At 64.2% G+C, this 19,563-nt stretch carries 7 protein-coding genes; all 7 read left to right on the forward strand.

The window, feature by feature from the left end; translation table 11 throughout:
• The first annotated feature begins 192 nt into the window (after positions 1-192).
• The 7 genes from BQ17_RS00115 to BQ17_RS00140 all read left to right on the forward strand — a co-directional run bounded on the left by BQ17_RS00115 (position 193) and on the right by BQ17_RS00140 (position 19,188).
• Positions 193-1,200 carry a CAP domain-containing protein gene (locus tag BQ17_RS00115; protein WP_141699009.1) on the forward strand — a complete coding sequence of 336 codons (1,008 nt, stop codon included), beginning with the start codon at positions 193-195 and terminating at the stop codon, positions 1,198-1,200.
• 122 nt (positions 1,201-1,322) lie between these two features.
• A complete protein-coding gene (locus tag BQ17_RS00120; protein WP_089723732.1) occupies positions 1,323-4,649 on the forward strand; it encodes a hypothetical protein in 3,327 nt (1,108 codons plus the stop codon).
• Between the two features lie 20 nt (positions 4,650-4,669).
• Complete coding sequence (locus BQ17_RS00125) at positions 4,670-6,964, forward strand: vWA domain-containing protein (protein ID WP_089723733.1); 2,295 nt, start codon at positions 4,670-4,672, stop codon at positions 6,962-6,964.
• A gap of 66 nt (positions 6,965-7,030) precedes the next feature.
• Positions 7,031-7,192 carry a hypothetical protein gene (locus tag BQ17_RS21205; RefSeq protein ID WP_176722217.1) on the forward strand — a complete coding sequence of 54 codons (162 nt, stop codon included), beginning with the start codon at positions 7,031-7,033 and terminating at the stop codon, positions 7,190-7,192.
• 435 nt (positions 7,193-7,627) lie between these two features.
• A complete protein-coding gene (locus BQ17_RS00130) occupies positions 7,628-10,807 on the forward strand; it encodes a tubulin-like doman-containing protein (protein ID WP_089723734.1) in 3,180 nt (1,059 codons plus the stop codon).
• A 380-nt stretch (positions 10,808-11,187) separates the two neighbouring features.
• Complete coding sequence (locus tag BQ17_RS00135) at positions 11,188-15,057, forward strand: vWA domain-containing protein (protein WP_089723735.1); 3,870 nt, start codon at positions 11,188-11,190, stop codon at positions 15,055-15,057.
• 270 nt (positions 15,058-15,327) lie between these two features.
• Positions 15,328-19,188, forward strand: coding sequence for a VWA domain-containing protein (locus BQ17_RS00140; protein WP_176722218.1), 3,861 nt, complete (start codon positions 15,328-15,330; stop codon positions 19,186-19,188).
• Positions 19,189-19,563: the final 375 nt, after the last annotated feature.

The raw sequence follows: 19,563 nt of genomic DNA on the forward strand, positions 1-19,563 counted from the left end.
GCGCTCACCACATCTTACGGCCCTTGCCCAACCTACAAGATCATGTTTTCGGGAGGATTTATACGCGCTCGCCCTGATGTCAGGTCCCGTATGCCTTTACTCCTTTCCGGGGAAATGTATCATTGAATACTTTCGTGTCGGTCCCACGGAGTTGGGGTGGCATTTATCACGATCCTGCAGGAATCCTTCGCGATGTCCGAAACAGACTCAAGAAAACAGTCCGACCTTTTCGGCTTGATGCTCTTGCTGCTCGGGGCCCTGGTGATCTTCTACTTAGCGCGTCCACCGGTGCTCATGTTCCTGCACTACGCCCTCGGCATCTCTCGCCCGCAAGTAGATACCGGACCACCTCGCCCGGACCTGGCTTTGATTACTCCGCCGCCAGCGGTACCAATCAAGCCCCCACCTATTCCAGCGAGCCTCAGCACTCCCCATACGCCCACACGCTGGACCGATCCGATCGCCGGCACGCTCGATATGACAGCCCTGGATACTGACATCTTCACCCTCACGAACCAGGAACGCACCGGGCGCCAGCTCACCGCATTGGCAGAAGACCCGAAGCTCGCGAAGATCGCGATACGCCACAGCAAGGATATGGTGGACCGGGACTATCATGCCCACGTGTCACCGGATGGTGACGGTCCGGCCCAGCGCGTCGCCAAGCTCCATCGCACCCTATTCGGACTGACGCGGGAGAACGTCGCCCTGTACAGCTCCACCCTGATCCCGGTGCCTGAGCTTGCGAGCCGGTTCAATACCCAGTGGATGAACAGCCTGGGCCACCGCCGCAATATCCTCGCTCAGGAGAATACCCACCTGGGTGTCGGCTGTTGGGATGCACCTGATCCGCATACGCAACCCAACACCATACGCAAGTGCACCCAGCTGTTCTCCCAGTCCTACGCCCACGCCGAGACACCGATTCCGGAGGAGGCCGATGCCGGTACCCACATCTTCCTCCGCCTGATCGCCGAACCCGGGCAGCCATTGCCGACCGCGATCGTCCAGACCGATCTACGGACCGACCGAGCGGTACCGAACGCTATGCCCGGCAAGCTCACGAATCAAGGCGGAGTTGCCGAAGGAAAGCTGCAACTCATGGGTCCACCCGGTCTCTATGGCTTGAGCATCCAGGTGCCGTCGGATAGCGCCGGCACCTTCAGTGTGATTCCAGGGCCCTATGTGCGGGTTCGGTAGCGATGTGAATGCAGGGACCCCTGGGCTTGTCCTGTAAAACGACCTGCTACCTTATCGAGGCTTCGGATTGCGGCGCGCCTCTGGCGGTGATCCCATTGTGGTGTCAGGGTGAGAGCTGATCGATGGACGCAGCGCTTGAACGCCGGATGCGGGAAATAGACTGCCACTTCGAGTCCGACCCTGCGCAGACGCTGGACTGTCTCGCTCGTATCCTGAACAACCGCCATGACCGCCGCTACCCCAGTGCATTGGAGATCCTTTATCGACTCCCGATACCCGAGGGCGACCTTGCCTGGAGGCTTTCCAGCCTGCGTGCCAAATTTGGCCGCGACGTCTCCGGGCCGGACCTATCAAGACGCTATCGTGAGCTAACCAACCCGGACGACGAGGCGTGGCAGAAGGAGCTAGAGGCCATTGTCGCAAAGCCGGGAGATCCTACCGACGCCGTCGCCTTCACCAAGGCCCTGATCAATATCTTCGGGAATCGGCTCCGTAGCACTCGGCAGGATGCCCGCAGGCGGTTCTTGACCAAGCATCGTGAGTTCCTCGCACAAGTCCTGAAGCAACTCGAAGGGATGATAACGCCGCCGGACGCCGTGACGCTGAAGAATTGGGTCGCGGAATCCGCGCTGTTCGCCCTGCAGGACACCCTCGACCGAGCGGAAAAGGAACGAACGGCGGAGCGCTGGACCCAGGTCGAGACCTGTGCGGCTTCGATACAGGAGACCGCCCAATCGCAAGCGCAGATCGATCGCATCAGCGCGGCTTTGGCTCAAGCGAGGTCGTACCATCATTGGAAACGGCATTGCGACGCATTACTGGGATTGATTTCCACCTACCGGTTCGGTGCCGATCCCCGGTTTCCTTGGTCCCCACCGGAGCGCATCAACACCGAACCTGCAACCACCTTGGCGCAAATCGAAGCGGTACGCACAGGGCTGGAGAAATGGGGCGCGCAGCAGGATCTGGATGCCTGGCGGAAGGCCCTGCACAGACTCAGCACAGATGCACGGGAGAGCCTGTGCGCAGCGCGGGACCTGCCGGCGCCGGAATTACTGGAGCACATAAGGGATCTGCGCAGGCAATGGCCGGATTCCCTCGGGCCGCTCCCGGAAGCACCTGCATGGGACAAGGCCGAGGGGCTGCTGCGCGGGCAGCTGGAAGAACAGGTATCCGGCTGGCTGCAGGCGCTGCGGGACCAATTCCGGGACCAGCGTTCCTTGCTGGCCGCCCGCGACGCCCACCCGCAGCTACCGCAGCTCGCCGGATTCGCGGTCGAAGCGCAACGGCAGTTTACTGAGGATGCCGCCGGATTCGCGTCTATCGATAGCGACTTGCGCACCTGGTGGGAGGACGGCGACACGGGAACCCTACACGATGGTCGGCTGGATCGATTGAGCCGCGACCTCGAATCGCTAGGCGACCAATGGGGAAGCTCACCCGGATATGCCGAGTATCGCAAGCGACTCGATCTCCTCAAGGGCGAGCTCCCGCTGCTGGCTCGCGCCCGGCAAGAGCTCCGCGACGGCGACCCCCGGAACGCATTGGAAACCCTCGGGCAATGTGCTTCTCCCGGTGCGGACAAGCTGAGGGAAGAGGTGCGGCAATCCATCCATGACGATCACATTCAGATGGCGATCAAGCGGGGCAAGCTCGAGCAGATCGCGAAAACCGACCTCGACCGGGCGGGTCCCGAGACCCGCATCCTCTACGAGCAGAGCCTCCGGGGACACGACTTTGTTGCGGCACTCCGCCGGCGGGTCGGGGGCGACGGTCGCGAGCAGGGCTTCACCAGATTCACCCGGACCCTGCTGGGCCTGCTCGGGGAGCAACCCCCTGCCGATGCCTTGCTCATCGAAGGCGACCAGGCCGAGCTCGCACGCATCCGGCAAGCGTTGCGGGATCGAATCGTCCGGCGCGCCGAGCGTGAAGTCGAAGCGCTGCAATCACGGGCCTCCTATTATCCGCTGTTGGACGCAGCGGCATTGAAGCCGCTGGAGAAGCAGGTCATAGATTTGACTGAAGGGCTTGGTCTGCCGCAGCTCCATCCGGTAGACGTGAATCGGTGGTTGGAAACCATCGAGCCTATCCGCAGAGGGTTGAGAATCCATCGGGCCTGCATCGAGGGCGATTGGCAGGCGGCGGAGGCGGAGTTATCGGCCCCGGACCTGGATGCCTACCTGGATCTCGGGCAGCGACGCGAGCTGCTTGCTACCGTGCGTGCCAGCCGGTTGCGCCGTGAGCGGGCACCCGATGACTCCTGGCTCGCGCTCTATCGTGAGCTCAGCGATGTGTTGATGCGGCACCAAGAACCCAGGGCCCGTTATCTGCGGCTGGTGCGCGGTACGACCGACGACGATCACAGTGCGGACCTCGCTATCCTGGCGCGTTGGTTTCCGCAAGAGACCTCTCTGAGGTCGATCCTGGCCTGTTTCTCAAACCCCAGGGCCGCCGCCGACATCGACACCCCGCCGGAAAGTGTCGATGAGTCCCTCTATGCCCGTCTGCTTCACCACTTGATGCAGTCACCCTATAACTATTATCCTGTGCAACGATTATGGGAATCCCTTCCCGCGGATAGTCGCACCCGCCTCTGGGGTAGCGAGCCCTCACCGGTGGAGCAGATCTCCCAACGCCTGCGCCACGAGCATCATCGCATCGAGGCCCGGCTTGCGGACCCCGCAACCCAGGTCATTCGGCTGAAACAAGAGCTGGAAGACCTGATCAAGACCGGCCTGATCGATGCGTATACTACAAAAATACTCGATGTCGCCGACGATATGGAGCGCTACATCCGGGATTTCCAGCGCCAGGACCCCTGGGACCGGGCCCTGCGACCGGCCCTGGAAGCGGCCAAGCGCAAGCTCGGCTACCTGCCGCCGCCGATCCGCGATGTCCGTGGCTGGCACCGGGCCATCGAGCAACGGATAGAGGGGATCATCGCCTGGGATGGGCTGGAGGTCGCATGGAATGACTTCAACAAGAGGTTCAACCGGCGTTTTACCGGCTTTCATACCGACGCCGGGCCCTGGACCGAGTTTCAAGCGTTGCTGCAACACTGGATCGAGCGTATGGACCAGGCCGCCCCCCATCTCCATTGGGACCTCCCGCAGGCGCGGCAGAGCCGGCGCTGGATCGCCCTGATCGACGCCTGGTCCGAATCCTACGAGGGACGCATGCACATCCAAGCCGCAGCGGATCGCCCCTCGGATCTCGCTGCCCTGCGCGACAGCTATCATCGGATCCTGGAGCAGATCGACCGCTTTGCGCTGCTGCATGCACGCCTGCTGGAGACGGACGGCGCCCCTGAATACCTGGAGGAGCTGCACCGGATACAGCCACTGAGCCGGCCCGTGGAGCAGATCAAGACCCAACTGACCAATCCCCAGGCGGCACCGACCATCGGCAGCGCCTACCAAGTGTTTGTGGCCGAGCGCGCACCATCCTGAACCTCGCTAGGGGACAGACCATGCGATTGCCTGCCTTGCTCTTTATTGCCCTGGTGTCCGCCTGTCCGATGGTAGGGGCAGCCATGACGGCGGCAGGGACCGACCTCATCTTCCTGATAGATCAGTCCGGTAGCATGATGGGCAAGGGAGCAGCAAAAGGCACCGCGAACGACAAGCTCGGAAAGCGGATCGAGGCGATTAAACAGCTTGACTTCCACCTATGGCAATCGGCCCTGGCTGGCTATGTCAACCGCATCTCGGTCATCGAGTTCGGTGGGCGCAAAGCCAAAAACCCTCAACATAAGCTCCATGTGACCCTCTCGCACAAGGAGATCCCCGCGGTACCTCCAGGCCAAAGCCCAGTCAAGACCCTCGAGCGGATCAAGGCAATCCTCTCGCCCATACGGGCCGTGTTTCGCGGCGATACCGATACTGCCGCGGCAATGGCGCTGGCGCAGCAGGAGCTGAATCACTTCAAGCAAAATCCGCCGGTGCCCGGTCCCGGCGCCAAATCGGGGGAGCGCACGGCCATCGTCGTCCTGATTACCGACGGCCAGCCGTACGCGAGAGGCATTTCGGAGCAACAGCAGCAACAAGAGATCGAGGCCTGGACCGCACGGATTGAGGAAGACGCGAATTTCAAGCGTTTTCTGGTCTTCGGCTTCAACGACGCCTCGCATTATTGGCAGAATGAATGGGGCGCTTTCTGGCGTAGCGTCGCCACCCCTGATACCTGGTCACCGGAAGGTCTGGCCTTTCTCATCGATCGGGACCAGGACACGGTCGAGAGGGACCAGGACACGGTCGAAAAGATCCATGAGGTCCTCACCGAGCTGATCCCCCCAGGCGCCACCACTGCCAGCGGGGACATCTACACGGCCCCTGCTTATCTGAAGGCGCTGAGCTTCACCATCGACTATTTCCGGCCCTACCTGCCGGCCAGTGAGATCCGGGTCCTCGACCCGGCCGGCAAGCGTCTCACTCTGACCGACCGCGGCGAACAGTCCGCCGCCATCTATCTGCCCCATCCGCGGCCCGGCCAATATCGGCTACGCTCGGCCAACGCGCCCTATCGTGCCCATGTGCTGCCCATCTACGAACAGGCCCGGCTGACAGCGCCGCTGCGCGCGGTCAAGCAATACAGCGAAGAGACCATCCGCTACCGGCTGGAGGGTCGCGGACCCGATGGGCGTTTCGTCCCCCAGGCCAACCTGCCGCCGGTGCACTTCGAGGTGGAGCTACAGACGCCGAACGGTTCCACCCGCCGCGTCCCCGTGATCTATGACCAGGGCAGTGGGGAAGTAATCAGCCAGGCCCCCGAGCCTTTCGATACCCCCGGCAGTTACCGGCTCACCTTTACCGGCAAGACCAAGGCAGGGGATGGTACCGAGTCCGTGGTCTATCGCAGTCGGGACGACCTCCGGGTCGATAATGCGACCCCGGTCCAGGCTCATTTCGTCTCACCGGACGTGGGCAGCGAGTTGGTCCTGTGGCGCGGGACGATGGATGTCCCGGTGGCGCTGGGCTTCCGCCACGGCCATACCGGATTGGACCTGCCGGTCGACCAGGTGCTGGCTAGCGGCAAACGGCTGCGGATCGGTTGGTTCGCCACCGGTGACGAGGACGACGACCAAAGGCCGCCGGTCGAGCTGGTAGAGAACGGCACTAGACTGACCGCAAACCTCCCGGTGGATTTCGGCCAGACCCGCTGGGATCTGTTGTGGGAGGCCGCCGGTATCCGGCTGCGCCTCGATCCCTCGACGCCGGACCCTTGGCGTAGCGACATCCACTATCTGGGCATTGCAGAGAGCGGGGACCTCTGGCTCGGACCCGAGATCCGGGTCAAGGAGGGCTTCCGGGTGTTATGGGTCCTGGCCGGTGTCCTCCTGGGTCTGATCGTCGGGCTGATACTGCTGTGGCGGTTCTTTCTGGTGCGTTGGCTGATCGCGCACAGTGACAAAAAATACAAGCGTGCGCCCAAGCTCACCTATACAGTTCCCCGCAATCCCGAGCAGGGGTCCAAGGAGTGGCCGTTGCAGGGGGTTCGAACAAAGACGGAGCCGCGGCGGGTAATACTCGCCGAGGGGGACACCTGGTCCATTGAGAGGTTCCGGATCAAACGCCTCAGGCGCCCCGGCAACAAGGTCGCGGTTGAGCTCCGATATCGCCCCCTGGGTGCGAAGAAGGGCGTTACAAAGGCAAGACTGGAGGCAACCAATGACTCTGCAGTAGACCGAGCGCGGCATCAGATCACCGGCCTGCCGGACAGCCAGGCTGCGGATTTCGTCTTGTTCATCGGCAAATCGGGTTGGTGATGGACGGCTGAATGGTAGTCCCAAAAGGCGCCGAGAGATATCGATTATGTCCGATCCGAGTGGGGAATGATCGAGGATGCCCGCCAGGAAGGGTTTGCGAAAGGACGCGAGGAAGAAAGGAGAATCCTCATCAAATCTCTGTATGACAATGGAATGGCCATTGAAATCATTGCTGCATCCGTTGGACTTTCCGAACCGGCAATACGCTGGTTACTCGATAACGAATGATGGATAAGCCCCGTGGTGTTCCGGTTTCCTTGCGGGACGGCACGAGTACCCTATTTCATCCAATTTTGCTGGTTGTCATTTGTCATCTCGACCGCAGGGAGAGATCCTTGTCCCGAGCGTAACGAGGGAGCTTCAGAGGCTGTCTAAAAAGACGGTCTCTATGGCATTGCTCTATCAGTTAGGGTTTTACCATTACCCGGCGGTGGTGTTGGATTGATGCGCTATTCTTCGTGTTTTTGTGGCTTTGTGTGAGAAAGACGAACATCACACAAAGCCACAAAGGGGCACTAAGAGACTGCCTTTTTAGACAGTCTCTTAGGCATAAGATCCCTCCTCCGTCGGGACAAGGATTTCTCGCTGCGCTCGAAATGGAAACCAGCAGAATCAAAAGAAATTTGGTACCAGATACAACCCCAAGTAGATCAGGAGAAGGCTATGCGCGGTCTCTACATCGGCATCGGCGGCACCGGCGACGAGATCCTGGCCCGGCTCAAGGACAAGGTCTTTGCCACGGCCGGTACCCTCCCGGATACCTTGCAGTTCCGGTTGATCGATACCGAGGCCGAGGACTACCGTAAAAACAAGGGCGCCCGGCTCGGTGGGGAGGGATCGGCCACGGCCATCGCCGGCAACGAGTACCTCCAGCTCCAGGACGACCCGCCCGGCACCTTCCTGGACCTCACCCGCAAGGTCGCCCGTGACCCTCAATCGGTGGCCGAGATGGCGCGCTGGTACCGGGCCGATCTGTTCCAGGAGAACCTGCCGGCCGCGGATTACAACCTGGTCCGCGGCGCCGGGCAGCACCGCCAGTTCGCCCGCATGGGCGTTTTTCTCAATAAGCAGCGCCTGGTGAACATGCTGCGCCACGCAATGGAGAACTGCGGCGGCGGTCAGGGCGAGCTGCCGATCTGGATCGTCGGCTCGGTCGCCGGCGGCACCGGCGCCGGGCTCTATATGGACCTCGCCCTGCTCGCCCGGCTGGTGGCCGAAGAGCTGCGTCTGCGCTTCCGGATCATCGGCGCGGCGGTACTGCCCGATGCCTACCAGGATGTCAATATCGACGGCGCCCGGGCCTATGCGGTGGTCCGGGAGCTGGAGCGCTTTCAGGCCCCGGTTGCGAACGAATATCGCGGTCGGTTCAGCGAGCACCAAGACGGCATCCGCTTTGCGGTGGAGTATGACACCGGGACCCGGGTCCGGCTCACCGACAAACTCTTCGACAACCTGGTCTTCTACAACCGGGAGTGCAAGAACGACGACGACCGCAAATCCTATTTCTCGGAGATCGCCGATGGGCTGAACCTGCTCTTGGACGAAACCGCGGGTGACCAGATCTTTCGTGAGTGGATCAATGCCAGGGAGGGGGCCGCGACCTCCTTCAATTCCCATCGGATCTTCCTGCCCATCCGCCTCTATGAGCGCCAGTTCGTGCTCGACGCCGCCTTGGGGTTGGCCAATGGCCTGCTGCCCAGGGATCCGGCGACCCAGGCCCTGCGCGTCGGCTCGGGGGACGACCGGCGCATGGAAGCACAGCAGATCCTGGGCGAGGAGTTGTTCGCCCTGTTCCGTATCCTGAAGGCGCCAGGCAACGACCAGGAGCGCCGGGACCTGTCCGAGAAGATGAAGGCCTCCTTCATCGTCAACGAGATGCTTGGGTTCGCCAATCCCGCAGGCGTCTTCGGCCAGTCTATCGGCGCGGACAGGGAAGGCGCGGCCAAACGCCTGTTCGCCGATATCTTCGAAGACATCCGGACCATTCGCGACCTCAAGGAGGATTTCGACGACTCCAAGACCCGGGTCCAGGCCGAGGTCGCGTTACGACGGCGCAATTACGAGGGAGACGGCAAGGACAGCTTCAATGCCTCGCTGGCAGCAATCCGACCCCTGATCAGGGAGCAGATCCAGTCCTCCATCGATACCAGCATCCGCAAGTATCTGGGGAGCCAACGGGCCCACGAGGAGGCACTGGGCCGTACCAACCGGGTTATCCATAATCTCAGCGGGTCGATGGCGGATCTGCGCCGGAACCTGGAGCAGGTCGTCGCCGACGATGGCACCCAGTTGGAACGCGCCCGCGGGCGGGAGAAGGACGTCCGGGTGGCGCTCGAGGTGCTGAAAAAGAGGCTGCTCGGCTGGAAGGGGCAGTTGGCCGACACCGAGGAGGACTATCTCAACGCCGTCAACGAGGTAAACCAATGGCTCCAGCGTGAACGCCTGGTGAATTTCATACGGGACCTGATCAAGGACGCCGATGGATATCTTAAGAGCTGGCTCCAAGGCATGGCGCACTGGCAGGAAGCGATCCTGCGGGTGATCCAGGAGGCGACCGACGAGGGCAACGAGATCGCCGAGCGCCTGGACCGGCAGACCAAGGTCAGGTCGGCCTCCATGGGACTCAAGAACGACACCACCATGGATGGCTATCGCGACGCCCTGCGCGAGAAATGTCTGCTGGACCCACAGACCAATAAATCCTTCGTCGAGGATCTGCTGCCCCGACTCACTTGGAAGCCCGGCGATCGGCCCCAGGACCTGGCCCTGGAGGGTTGGCCGGAGCGGGAGCTGCTCGCGGCCCGAGATTTCGCCAAGACCCTGGTGGGCGACCTCTCCCGCCGTATCGCCGAGCGGGTGGGCCAGTTCGAGGGCATGGCCAATTATCTGAAATGGCTGCGCGACGAGAAGCGCGATCCGGTGATCGGCCTGGCCGACCGGCTACGGACCGTCACCAGCGAGTTCCTGGACCAACGCCCGACATCGGACACCCGCAAGTTGTTGCTGCTGCACGGCGATATCTGGAACCGTGAGCGCGACGGCGAGAACGCCCTCGATACCGTCTACAATGCACTGGCGGGCGATTCCAATATGTCCGGTAAGATCACCCACAATCTCACCGGCACCGAAGGCGTCAGTCTGTTCAAGGACCGCAATGTCCTAGCGGTACTGATGGTGGATAACGCCATCCCCTACCAGGAGATCCGGGTCATGGAGCGCATGCGTAGTCAATACCTGGCGGTCCGCGACGAGGATCATCCGGAATGGCGCGCCCAGACCTATCACATCTTTCGCTGCGATCAGGAGGCCTGGCGCATGGAGCACGCCCAGGTAGTCGAGACCCGCGACACTCACTTCCCGGAGATTCCGGGCCAGCTGTGCCGGCTGTTGGATGACCCCAAATCCGTGGAGACCTTTACCAAGGCCCTGGTGACCGGTGTCGTCCGCGGCCAACCGGTGGCCACCGGCGGCAGGGTCTGGGTCTGTGGACCGGTCACGGAGCAGGGCCCCAAGCGGCTGATCTTCCTGAACGATCCCGACGACGACAAGGACCCCAAGGACCTCCTGCGCGCCCTGGTCACCTTCGCCATGGACCGCAATGATCGCCGTCGCCGCATCCGCGGCGCCATCGATCTGCGCCGGATCCAGGGCTGGATGGAGGAGGCCCTGACCGCCGCGGGCAAGACCCTGGAGGAGATAGCCCTGGCATTCAAGGACGCCGAGCCGGATCTGTTCGAGCTGCGGTTGGATGAGGGACCTGACGGGGCCGAGATCGGCAAGGACGCCTTTTTGGCCCTGATCCTGAACCACCACCTGGGCGCCTATCTCGGGACCCAGGGCTGACTACCGGGCGAGGGGCTGTTGACATTGATCCGAGCCTAGCCCGTGGGACGGGGTAGGGCGGGTAAGCCAGGGACGGCGCCACCCGCCATATATGCTTGCCCCGAGCGTAGCGAGGGGACTTGGGGAGAGGGGATCAAAGGGTGAAGATCGGTGCCTTTAACGACACCCTCTCCTCATTTGCGGCCCACCCACGGGCTATGGAGCAGTCCAGGCTGGATTGAGCATGGAAACAAACCGTCTTTTTATCCGCAGATTACGCAGATCACGCAGATTATTTCATTCTTCATCTGCGGAAATCTGCGGATTGAATGTGGTTAACCTAAGGACCTTGCCATGCTCGGGTTGAAGTCGTATCCAGATGTTGTACACAGGTGTACGCGATGCTGAAGACCCTCTTGCGAACGCTGTTGTTGATCCTGCTCGGCCTGTCGGTGCTGGCGCTGATGGCCGGCTGGGTCAAGCTGACCCAGCCCCAGCCCGGCGCCGAGGATCCCCTGCGGGTAACTGTCCCCCAGGACATCCTTTGGCCCTGGGATCAGACCGAGCTCTGGATCGACTACAGTGGCGCGGAGGGCAAAGTCCAGCCCGGCAAGCCACCGCCCCAGACGATCCTGTTTCTGCTCGATACCTCGGGCTCGATGGCGGGCTATCTCGAGGACACCAAGCGCGCCGTCTTCGAGCTGCAGCGCAACCTCGCCGTGAGCGGCAATCGGCCACGCATCGGGGTTATAGAGTTCGCCAGCACTGCCAGCCTCGTCAGCCCATTCACGGCCGATATGAACGAGCTTGCGGCTAGACTCCGGGCCCCCTGGCCGGGGGCCGGGGGCGGGACGGTATTCCTGGCGGGGCTTTCCGAGGCCCTGGCGATGCTGGATGTGACCGGAACAACCCACGGAACGACCATCATGCTCACCGATGGCGGGGCCGGGGAAGACGACACAGTGCTGGCCCGGTTCTTCCAGAACCGCTGGAAGCCCTCGGGTCATGAGCTGTATCTGGTCGGCATCGGCACCGGGGCCAATGACCCCGCCAGCTTCTACAGCCTCACCGACGACCCCTCCCGCTATATCGTCTCGGCCACCGACACCGGCGTCATCGATCTCCTGTTCCAAGAGGTCGCGGTGCGCATCGGCAATGCCCTGGGCCGCAACGTCAACCTGCGCCTACCCCTGACTGAGCCGTTCTGGGACTGGGGCACGCCACAGGTAGCCCCGGATCTCAATGCGGCCCGGACCCTGCTTGCCCCCTCCACCCAGGACCCGGAGCGGTTCCACATGCCCGCCCTGTTTGCGCGTCCCTATCAGTGGCGCCTGCCCCTGGAGCCCAAGCTCAGCGGTATCCTGGATATCCTCTATGCCCCCCCCGAGCTCCGCTACACGGCAGGCACGGAGGTTTTCAGCGTCCGCCCCCCCAGGGATTCGGGCCCCAAGGTCCTGGTGGTCACCTGGCTGTTCTTGTTCATGTTGATGCTGCCGGCGCTGATCTACCTGCTGGCCGCATTGCTCGCCTGGCTGTTGCGTCCGCGGGCCGAGATCCCCGCGCTCGAACCGGAACCACGCCACACCGAGCATCGCCCACCGCCCCCGCTGCCGGTGCGCTTTCCGGTAGACGACCAGCGCATCGACTGGACGCCCAGCCTTGTGATCGGACTCGGACGCTCCGGGCGGGCCGTCTTGACCCATGCCCGGCAGAACCTTGCCGACAGCTTCGACCGGGCGGAGACCCGGCCCCTGTTGCTCGGCCTCGACCTGGCCCGGGACGAGCTGACCGAGGGCCGTGGCGAACCCTTCCCCGGCTGCCTGGAGCCCTTGGCAGCGGATCAGGTGTTCCTGTTGCCGCCGGGCGCCTGTGCGCTCCATGAGGCCGTCCACCAACCCCGGGAGACGAGAGACGATCCCGCCGCGGCCCTCGACCTGACCCCATACCAGGGCATGGGGGCCGATGCCCTGCGCCTGTCCAAGGGCACCCAAGGCCAGCCGCCCTTGGCACGTCTGGCCCTGCTGAACGACCTGGCCGAGGGCGCCGCAAGCGCCTTGCTCACCCGGTTGCAACAGGCCCTGGAGGACTGGCGTCGGATCGTACCTGAGCAACGGACCCGCCAGATCGTACTCATTGCCAACGCCCAGGGTGGAGTCGGCGCCGGCTGGCTGACCGACTTGCTGATCCTGATGCGGCGGCTGGTCGCCACAGACGAGGCCGCGGGCACAGCGGTGGAGATCAATGTGCTGCTGCTTGGGGACGAACGACCCAAGCGTGGTGCCCTGGTGCCCATGGAGGCGCCGGTCCTGTTCGCCGAGCTGGACCGACTCGCCGCCGCCGGTAGCCGGCCCTTCCGTCATCGTCTAGCCAAACCGAAAGGCGGGGCCTCCGGGCGGGATGTGGACCCACTGGCCGCGATCCTGGACGGCCAGGTACCAAGACGCCCCCAGGATACCGTCTTCGTACTGCCGCGGCGGGATCCCCAGGCCGAGGACAGCTATCCCGCCGCCGCCGATGCCTTGATGCTCTTGATCGACCGGCGCCGGCGCATCGAGCTGACCCAGCGGTTGCAGGCGCTCCAGGGGACCGAATCCCAGCGACGTGCTGCCGAAGGTCGCGAACGCTATACCCAGATCGCCATTCACAATGCGGTCTTTCCACGCAGCTTCTTCCGCGAGTTGCTGCTCAACCGCTTGACCAACCTGATCGGCCATCATCAAGTGCTGTTCCCGGAATTGCGGACGGAGGGCGGAACGCCGGTGCTCGGCAAGCAGCCGGTCGACGCCAAGGGCCTATGCTCCAGCGACGTCAAGGCCGCTGGTCTCGGCGTCGCCGCAGCCCTGGGCAAAGCCGCCGGCGGCAACTGCGAGGCCCTACGGGCCTTGGCCCCCAACCAAGATGACCTGCGCGAAGCGGTCAATGCCGTGCGTCTGGCGTTGATCGCCAACGCCAATCGCGGTCTGCGCGACCGCGAGATCGGCCTGTTGGGCCTGGCCGACGCCGCGGGTACCCTGGCCAATCGGCTCACGGCCTGTGCCGGAACGCTCGGTGACAGCCCACTTGTGTCGGAGCTGGCCGCCGGCTGCACCGCCATACGCCGGCAGGCGCTGACCTGGATCGAGCACTTCTTCGGCAGCCAGGCCCTGGTGGAGCTCGGCCTGGACCCGGTCATCTCGGGGCAAACCGGACTGCTGGCGGAGTGCTCCGCCGCTTCAGAGCAAGTGGTCGATGCCCTGGTAGCCTGGGCTCGCGGCAGCTCACGCACCCTGGTTGGGTCGGTATCCGCCGCCGATCTGGCCGAACGTGACCAGTTGGACTCCAAGCTCGACCGGTTGCTCCAGACCTTCATTCAACGCTGGCTCGCCACCGACACCGACCCCACCGACACCAATCAGGTAGAGGCCCTCGCCGCACGTTGCGGTTGGGAGCTTACCGTCCCCGGCTCTAATGGTCAGCCCATGGGCATCGACCTGGTGCTGCGGGGTGCCCGGACCAGACGTTATGCCCCGAGCGCATCGGAGCTGCGGCGCTTCGAGGCCGACCTGCACGACGAGGCGACCCCGGTCATCGACCGCTCGCACGACTTCCATATCCTGTCCCTGCTGCGTGCCGCTACCCAAGAAGACCACGAGCGCGCCCTGGTCCCCTTCGTCGAGCGGCTCAAGGGCCCGTTGCGCGGCGAGCAAAGCGGCCTGTTGGCGACGGTGCCCGAGCTCCATGGCATCAATGATCCCGATCTGCACGGTTTCCGCACTCAGCTGACCAAGACCCTGACCGAGCTCACCGTCAATGCCGCCGAGCAGGTCCGCGTGATTTCGGTCCGGGACCGCAATCGCATCAGTGTGCTGCAAACCTTGCCCCTGCTCCGGTCCGACCAGCAGGGGCCACCGGGCCCCGCCTTGCATCACCCCGAGCGTTACCTGCAGCACGCGGCCCGAAAGCTGGCCCAGGCCCTGGGCCGCACAACCATCGATCTACCCGCCGCGACCGGCATCGCCCTCGCAGACCCGGACCGACTGCGCGGGTTCGCCAAGCTCTATCGCAACGGCCAGGTCTTCCGCCACCCGATGGACGGGTTCTGGTATGTCCGCGACCCCCGACACCTGATACGGCTGACCCGGATCGAGACCCAAACCCTGGCCGATGCGGCGACCTATTACGTCAGTCATGGTCTGGACATCCCGGTCGACCCGGCACGATCCACCGCGCCCGACCCCTACGATGGGCATGACGATTTCGCCGACTATCTGGCCTGGCTGGCGGAGCAATAGACCGGGATCCGCTACTCGGTGGTACTCAATAGAAAGTGATCGCGCGGTAGTGGTTAGGGTTTAAATGGAAACATCGCCACTAGCAAGTGTGTTGGGCACGCTACAAGCCGCACTCCCTCTCCCTCCGGGAGAGGGTTTGGGGAGAGGGGGAACAAGAGCGGATCCTCTTTGCGTTTATTTGCGTTCATTTGCGGATAAAACAGGAGTATCCCCACAAGTCTGAATCGCTTTATGTTTTGCACCGCCGTGTACTAGCCTTGGGGCATGAAGATGCTGTTGTTTATTCTGAGTTTGGTTTTCCTGTGGATCCTCATCGGGGTCGCACTTTACCTGCTGGTCGGGCCTAACCCGAAGCCGGACAAGCGACCGCTCACGCGCAGCATCGACCGCAGGCTGTGCCTGGTCGGCGATACCCTCGAGGTCACCCTGAGATGTTCGGCCACGGGGTTGCCGTGGCCCCAAATCGACGACAGCGCTCCCCCCTGGGACCTGGTGCTGGTCATCGACCACTCTGCCAGCATGGGCTCAGGTACCGGCAGTGCCCTCCAGGAGGCCCACCAGGCCGCCATCAATCTGGTGCGCACCACGCCCGGCGGCTTCCGCTTTGCGGTCGTGGAGTTCGACCACGAGGCTCAAGAAGTCTGCCCGCTGACGGACCGCAAACCAGGCCTGATCCGCGCCGTCAAAGGTATCGGCCGCGGCGGCGCAACCGATATCGCCCGTGGCCTGGAGGTTGCGGGTAAATCCATGGAACGCGCCGCGGCCGGCGACCGCGGCCGGCGGCGCGCGGTCGTGCTGTTGAGCGACGGCGGCAGCGCGGCCGATCCGGCCACCGCCGCGGCCGACCAGCTCAAGCGCGACCCGGATCTGCGGCTCATCACGGTCGGCATCGGGGCCGCCGATATGCCCCTCCTGCGCCGCCTCGCCAGTACCCCGGACCACTGCTTCCATGCCGATCGAATCGACGAGCTGGCCGCCCTCTACTCCGAGATCGGGCACATGATTACCGGCCGGGAGGCCACCCAGGTCAAGGTCTCCGAGCACTTCTCTACCACCGGGCGTTTCGGGTTGCGCGACTGGGGCGAGCTGCAGCCAGCGGCCTTCAGCCTGAAGGATGGTGAGTTCTCCTGGCTGCTCGCCACGCTCCAGGAGCGCCCGGTAGCGCTGCAGTACAGCGTCGAGGCCCTGTGTCCGGGCTGGCAGCCCGTAGCCCCGCAACCGGCGCTATTGCACGCCAAGATCGCAACCGACGACCTGCGCAACACCCCATCGAATGCCGGGCCGCGGGTCCTGATCCTGCCGCGCGTCCCCGGCTGGCAATTGCTGTGGCCGATCCTGAACCCACTGTTCTTTCTATTGTTCGGTCGATCATTCCGTTGTGAGCAGGGAGTGGCCGTGCGTTCCGAACCGGTGCCGCCACGCCCCCAGGCGCTCGACCTGCCGCCCCTGCTGGAACCGACCCGGTCGCCGGAGCCAACCCTATCCGTCCGGCCTACCCTCATCATCGGCCTAGGCTATGCCGGCATCCAGACCTTGGTGCACAGCAAACGCCTGGCCTGGGAGCGCGGTGAGCGCCTCGACCTCGGTCGACTGCGCTTTCTGGCCCTGGATACCACCGACGAGCTTTTCTTCCCCCCACCCCATGTGGGCTTGGTGAGGCTGGAGGCCGACGAGCATATGACCCTGGATTGCCCGCTGGAGCCCATCATCTCCGCTGCGGCCGACGCCCCCGAGCCTGACTACCCCTGGCTCGAGGCCCCACGTCTGAGGGCCGGCGGGGCGCGACCCGATCTGCATCGCGGCACCGGACATGAGCGCAGTCTGGGTCGCTTGGCCTTGTTGGCAAACCGCACCGCCCTCGAGGCCCGTATCGGCCCCCTGCTCGACGCCCTGATTGCGTGCGCCGACGACCGGGGCATCGACATCCTGATCACCGCCGGCAGCGGCGGCGGCACCGGGAGCGGGGGCCTCCTGGACCTATGCTGGCTGGTGCGCCATCTGCTGGACCAGCGTGGGTACGGCGACAGCTCCACGACCCTGTTTCTATCCGCCCCCCATGCCGAGCAGGCTATCGCTGCGCGTCCCGAAGAGCGTGCCATGCGTCAGGCCAACCACCTGGCCCTGCTCGGGGAGCTGGACCGTTTCTCCACCCTGCGCGGCGAGCCCCTGGCGCCGGCACCCGGACTGACACCCCTGCGGCGCTGGTTCGACCGCGTGTTCTGGATCGGCCCGGCGGACCTCGGTATCTGGCGGGCCGAGCAGGTGCTGTACCCCAAGACCGCCGAGGCCGTCTTCGCCTGGCTGGCCGACGACCAGCAGCAGGGCCTACGTGCCCACTTCGTGGCTCAAGACGCCGTCAACAACGACCATAGCCGCCGTCTCGGCCGCTGCCTGGTCCACCGCATCGAGCCGAGCTCGCACTATCTCTACCCCCTCAGCCTGCATATCTATCTGGTCGTCGATACCCTGCGCCGCACCCTGGCCGATCGGTTGTGGGGCCTGGCTAGGCGGGGTTCCTTAGAAGAATACAGCGCCGATGCCCACACACCCGAGGGCGCCTCGGCCCTAGTGCAGGCCTGGCTCGAGGCACGCCCCCAGGACGCCGATTATCCCTGGGTCTTCAACGCCCTGAATACCCTGGAAGACCCGACTCGCCTGCAACAGAGCCTCAATCACGGCGCCGGCCCCGAGATCAGCGGCGGTATCTCGCCTCTGGCCCGCAACGAGCTCCTCGATGAACAACGCCGATTGGTGCACGCCGCCCTCGACAGCTGGCTGGTGGATACCCTCAATACAGGTTCGGAAGGTGTCTGTGAGCCCCATGCGTTGGCCCTCTGTATCCATGCCCTGCGCGAGCTGCGTCGGCGTCTGCACGCGGGAAGCGCGACCGCTACCCACTTGGTGGCCCACTCGCCGGCCCCGGTGGTGCGACGCGAGGCCGAGACCGTCGTCGAGCTCGCTACCCAGGCCCTTACCGAGACCGAGACCATGGTCCGCCGCCTTACCGATTGGGACCACCGCCTGGGTGAAGGTAGAGAAGGCAGCGAAGGCAGCGGAGTGATGCGGCTGCTGGACGAGCGCCACGGTTTGTTACACCGCGAGATCGAGGCCCTGCGCGACGCCGGCTGCGGCTCCGCCACGGCCCGCTCCCCGCGCCTCCCGCTGAGCTGGGAGCAGATCGCTGCCCTGCCGGAACGCCTCCTGCCCGACCTGAGCGAGCGGCTCTCGGAACGCATCGGCTGGAGCATCGAGCGGGCCGGTACCCAAGTGCATCTATACCTGCACTTACAGGGCGCCGCGGCACGCCGCTGGTCCCCGGAAGACCTGGACCCTGGTGGCGTAGCCATCAGTGAGCTCGCCGACGTGTTGCTCCGGATCGGCGCCGACCTCAGCCCGGCCTTCGCTACCTGGGGGCTTGCGGACCATGACCCCGCGACCCTCCCCGAGCTGCGCGTCGGACGCCCCCGCTCCGATCAGCTGAACCCCGGCGCCCGTGGCCGCTATCTGATCCAGGGCGAGGGCGCCTTCCAGGCCGCCGCCCATGTGGAACAGATAAAGCTCACGCCCTGCGACCGCCGCGAGGCCCGCATCGTCGCCTGCGAGGAACACCTGGCCGGCGATTACCTGTGGCCCGGACCTGAAACCCCGACCGTACCGCCCTTCGTCTTTACCGAGGAGCATCATGCCTACCGTGGCTATGATGCCTATTGCCGGGCCGAGAACCACGAGCCGGCCCCACTCGCCCCAACCCTGATCGGCCTGTGCCGAGACCCGGAGGCCCTGCTCGGCTTCGCTCTGGAAGGGCTCGCCGGGGGCCGGATCCGGGCCCGGGACGATGGCCTGCGCCACATCTGGTGCGTGCAGGGCATCGACGGCTTGGATCAGCGGGACCTCGCTCAGGACGCCGCCGACCCCTTGGTCCGCTTCCAACGGGTCGCCAATGGCTGGATCGGCGCGGACGAACCGGCACTGCGCTGTTTTACGCCGCTCACCGAGTCCGCTCCCGCCACTTTGGCCCCCACCGCCCTGGCGGACCGGATCGCCGGCCACGAGCTGGCCCGTGCCATCAGCGACGACCCCTGGTACGAACAGCTCATCGCCGTGCTCTGGGGGTGGCTACGCTGGCAGTGAGTCGGGACCGCCCGATCTATCCGGTAGGCGCGGGCTTGCCCGCGCTTTACAACCCCCTCGGTTATAATCCGGACCTGGTGCCCACGAGCCGGCACCGGCAGGGGAAACTGGAGGTTGAGCAAAGCCCGTAAGATAGACGTAGGATGCGGTGAGCGTGGGAGATCTCTCAGGATGGCACTGCCGGGTGGCGCGAACCGCATCGATGGACACCTGGCCGGCGGCGAACCACGTCAGGTGTGGTAAGCGCCTGCCTACCGCCCCAGGAGGGTGTCGCAAAAGGCACTGATCTTCGCCCTTTGACCCTGAGGTATCCCCACATTATTGCAATCTAAAACAACGAGTTATGGAGCGAATGAGCGGCCACGATGCCCTCAT

Origin of the sequence: Candidatus Thiosymbion oneisti (assembly GCF_900092655.1) — a bacterium.
GTDB classification, from domain to species: Bacteria; Pseudomonadota; Gammaproteobacteria; order Chromatiales; family Chromatiaceae; genus Thiosymbion; species Thiosymbion oneisti.

Bases quoted from the DNA above. Each gene is read 5' to 3' on its own strand.
- BQ17_RS00115 (WP_141699009.1), top strand. From the start codon at position 193: ATGTCCGAAACAGACTCAAGAAAACAGTCCGACCTTTTCGGCTTGATG.
- BQ17_RS00120 (WP_089723732.1), top strand. From the start codon at position 1,323: ATGGACGCAGCGCTTGAACGCCGGATGCGGGAAATAGACTGCCACTTC.
- BQ17_RS00125 (WP_089723733.1), top strand. From the start codon at position 4,670: ATGCGATTGCCTGCCTTGCTCTTTATTGCCCTGGTGTCCGCCTGTCCG.
- BQ17_RS21205 (WP_176722217.1), top strand. From the start codon at position 7,031: ATGATCGAGGATGCCCGCCAGGAAGGGTTTGCGAAAGGACGCGAGGAA.
- BQ17_RS00130 (WP_089723734.1), top strand. From the start codon at position 7,628: ATGCGCGGTCTCTACATCGGCATCGGCGGCACCGGCGACGAGATCCTG.
- BQ17_RS00135 (WP_089723735.1), top strand. From the start codon at position 11,188: ATGCTGAAGACCCTCTTGCGAACGCTGTTGTTGATCCTGCTCGGCCTG.
- BQ17_RS00140 (WP_176722218.1), top strand. From the start codon at position 15,328: ATGCTGTTGTTTATTCTGAGTTTGGTTTTCCTGTGGATCCTCATCGGG.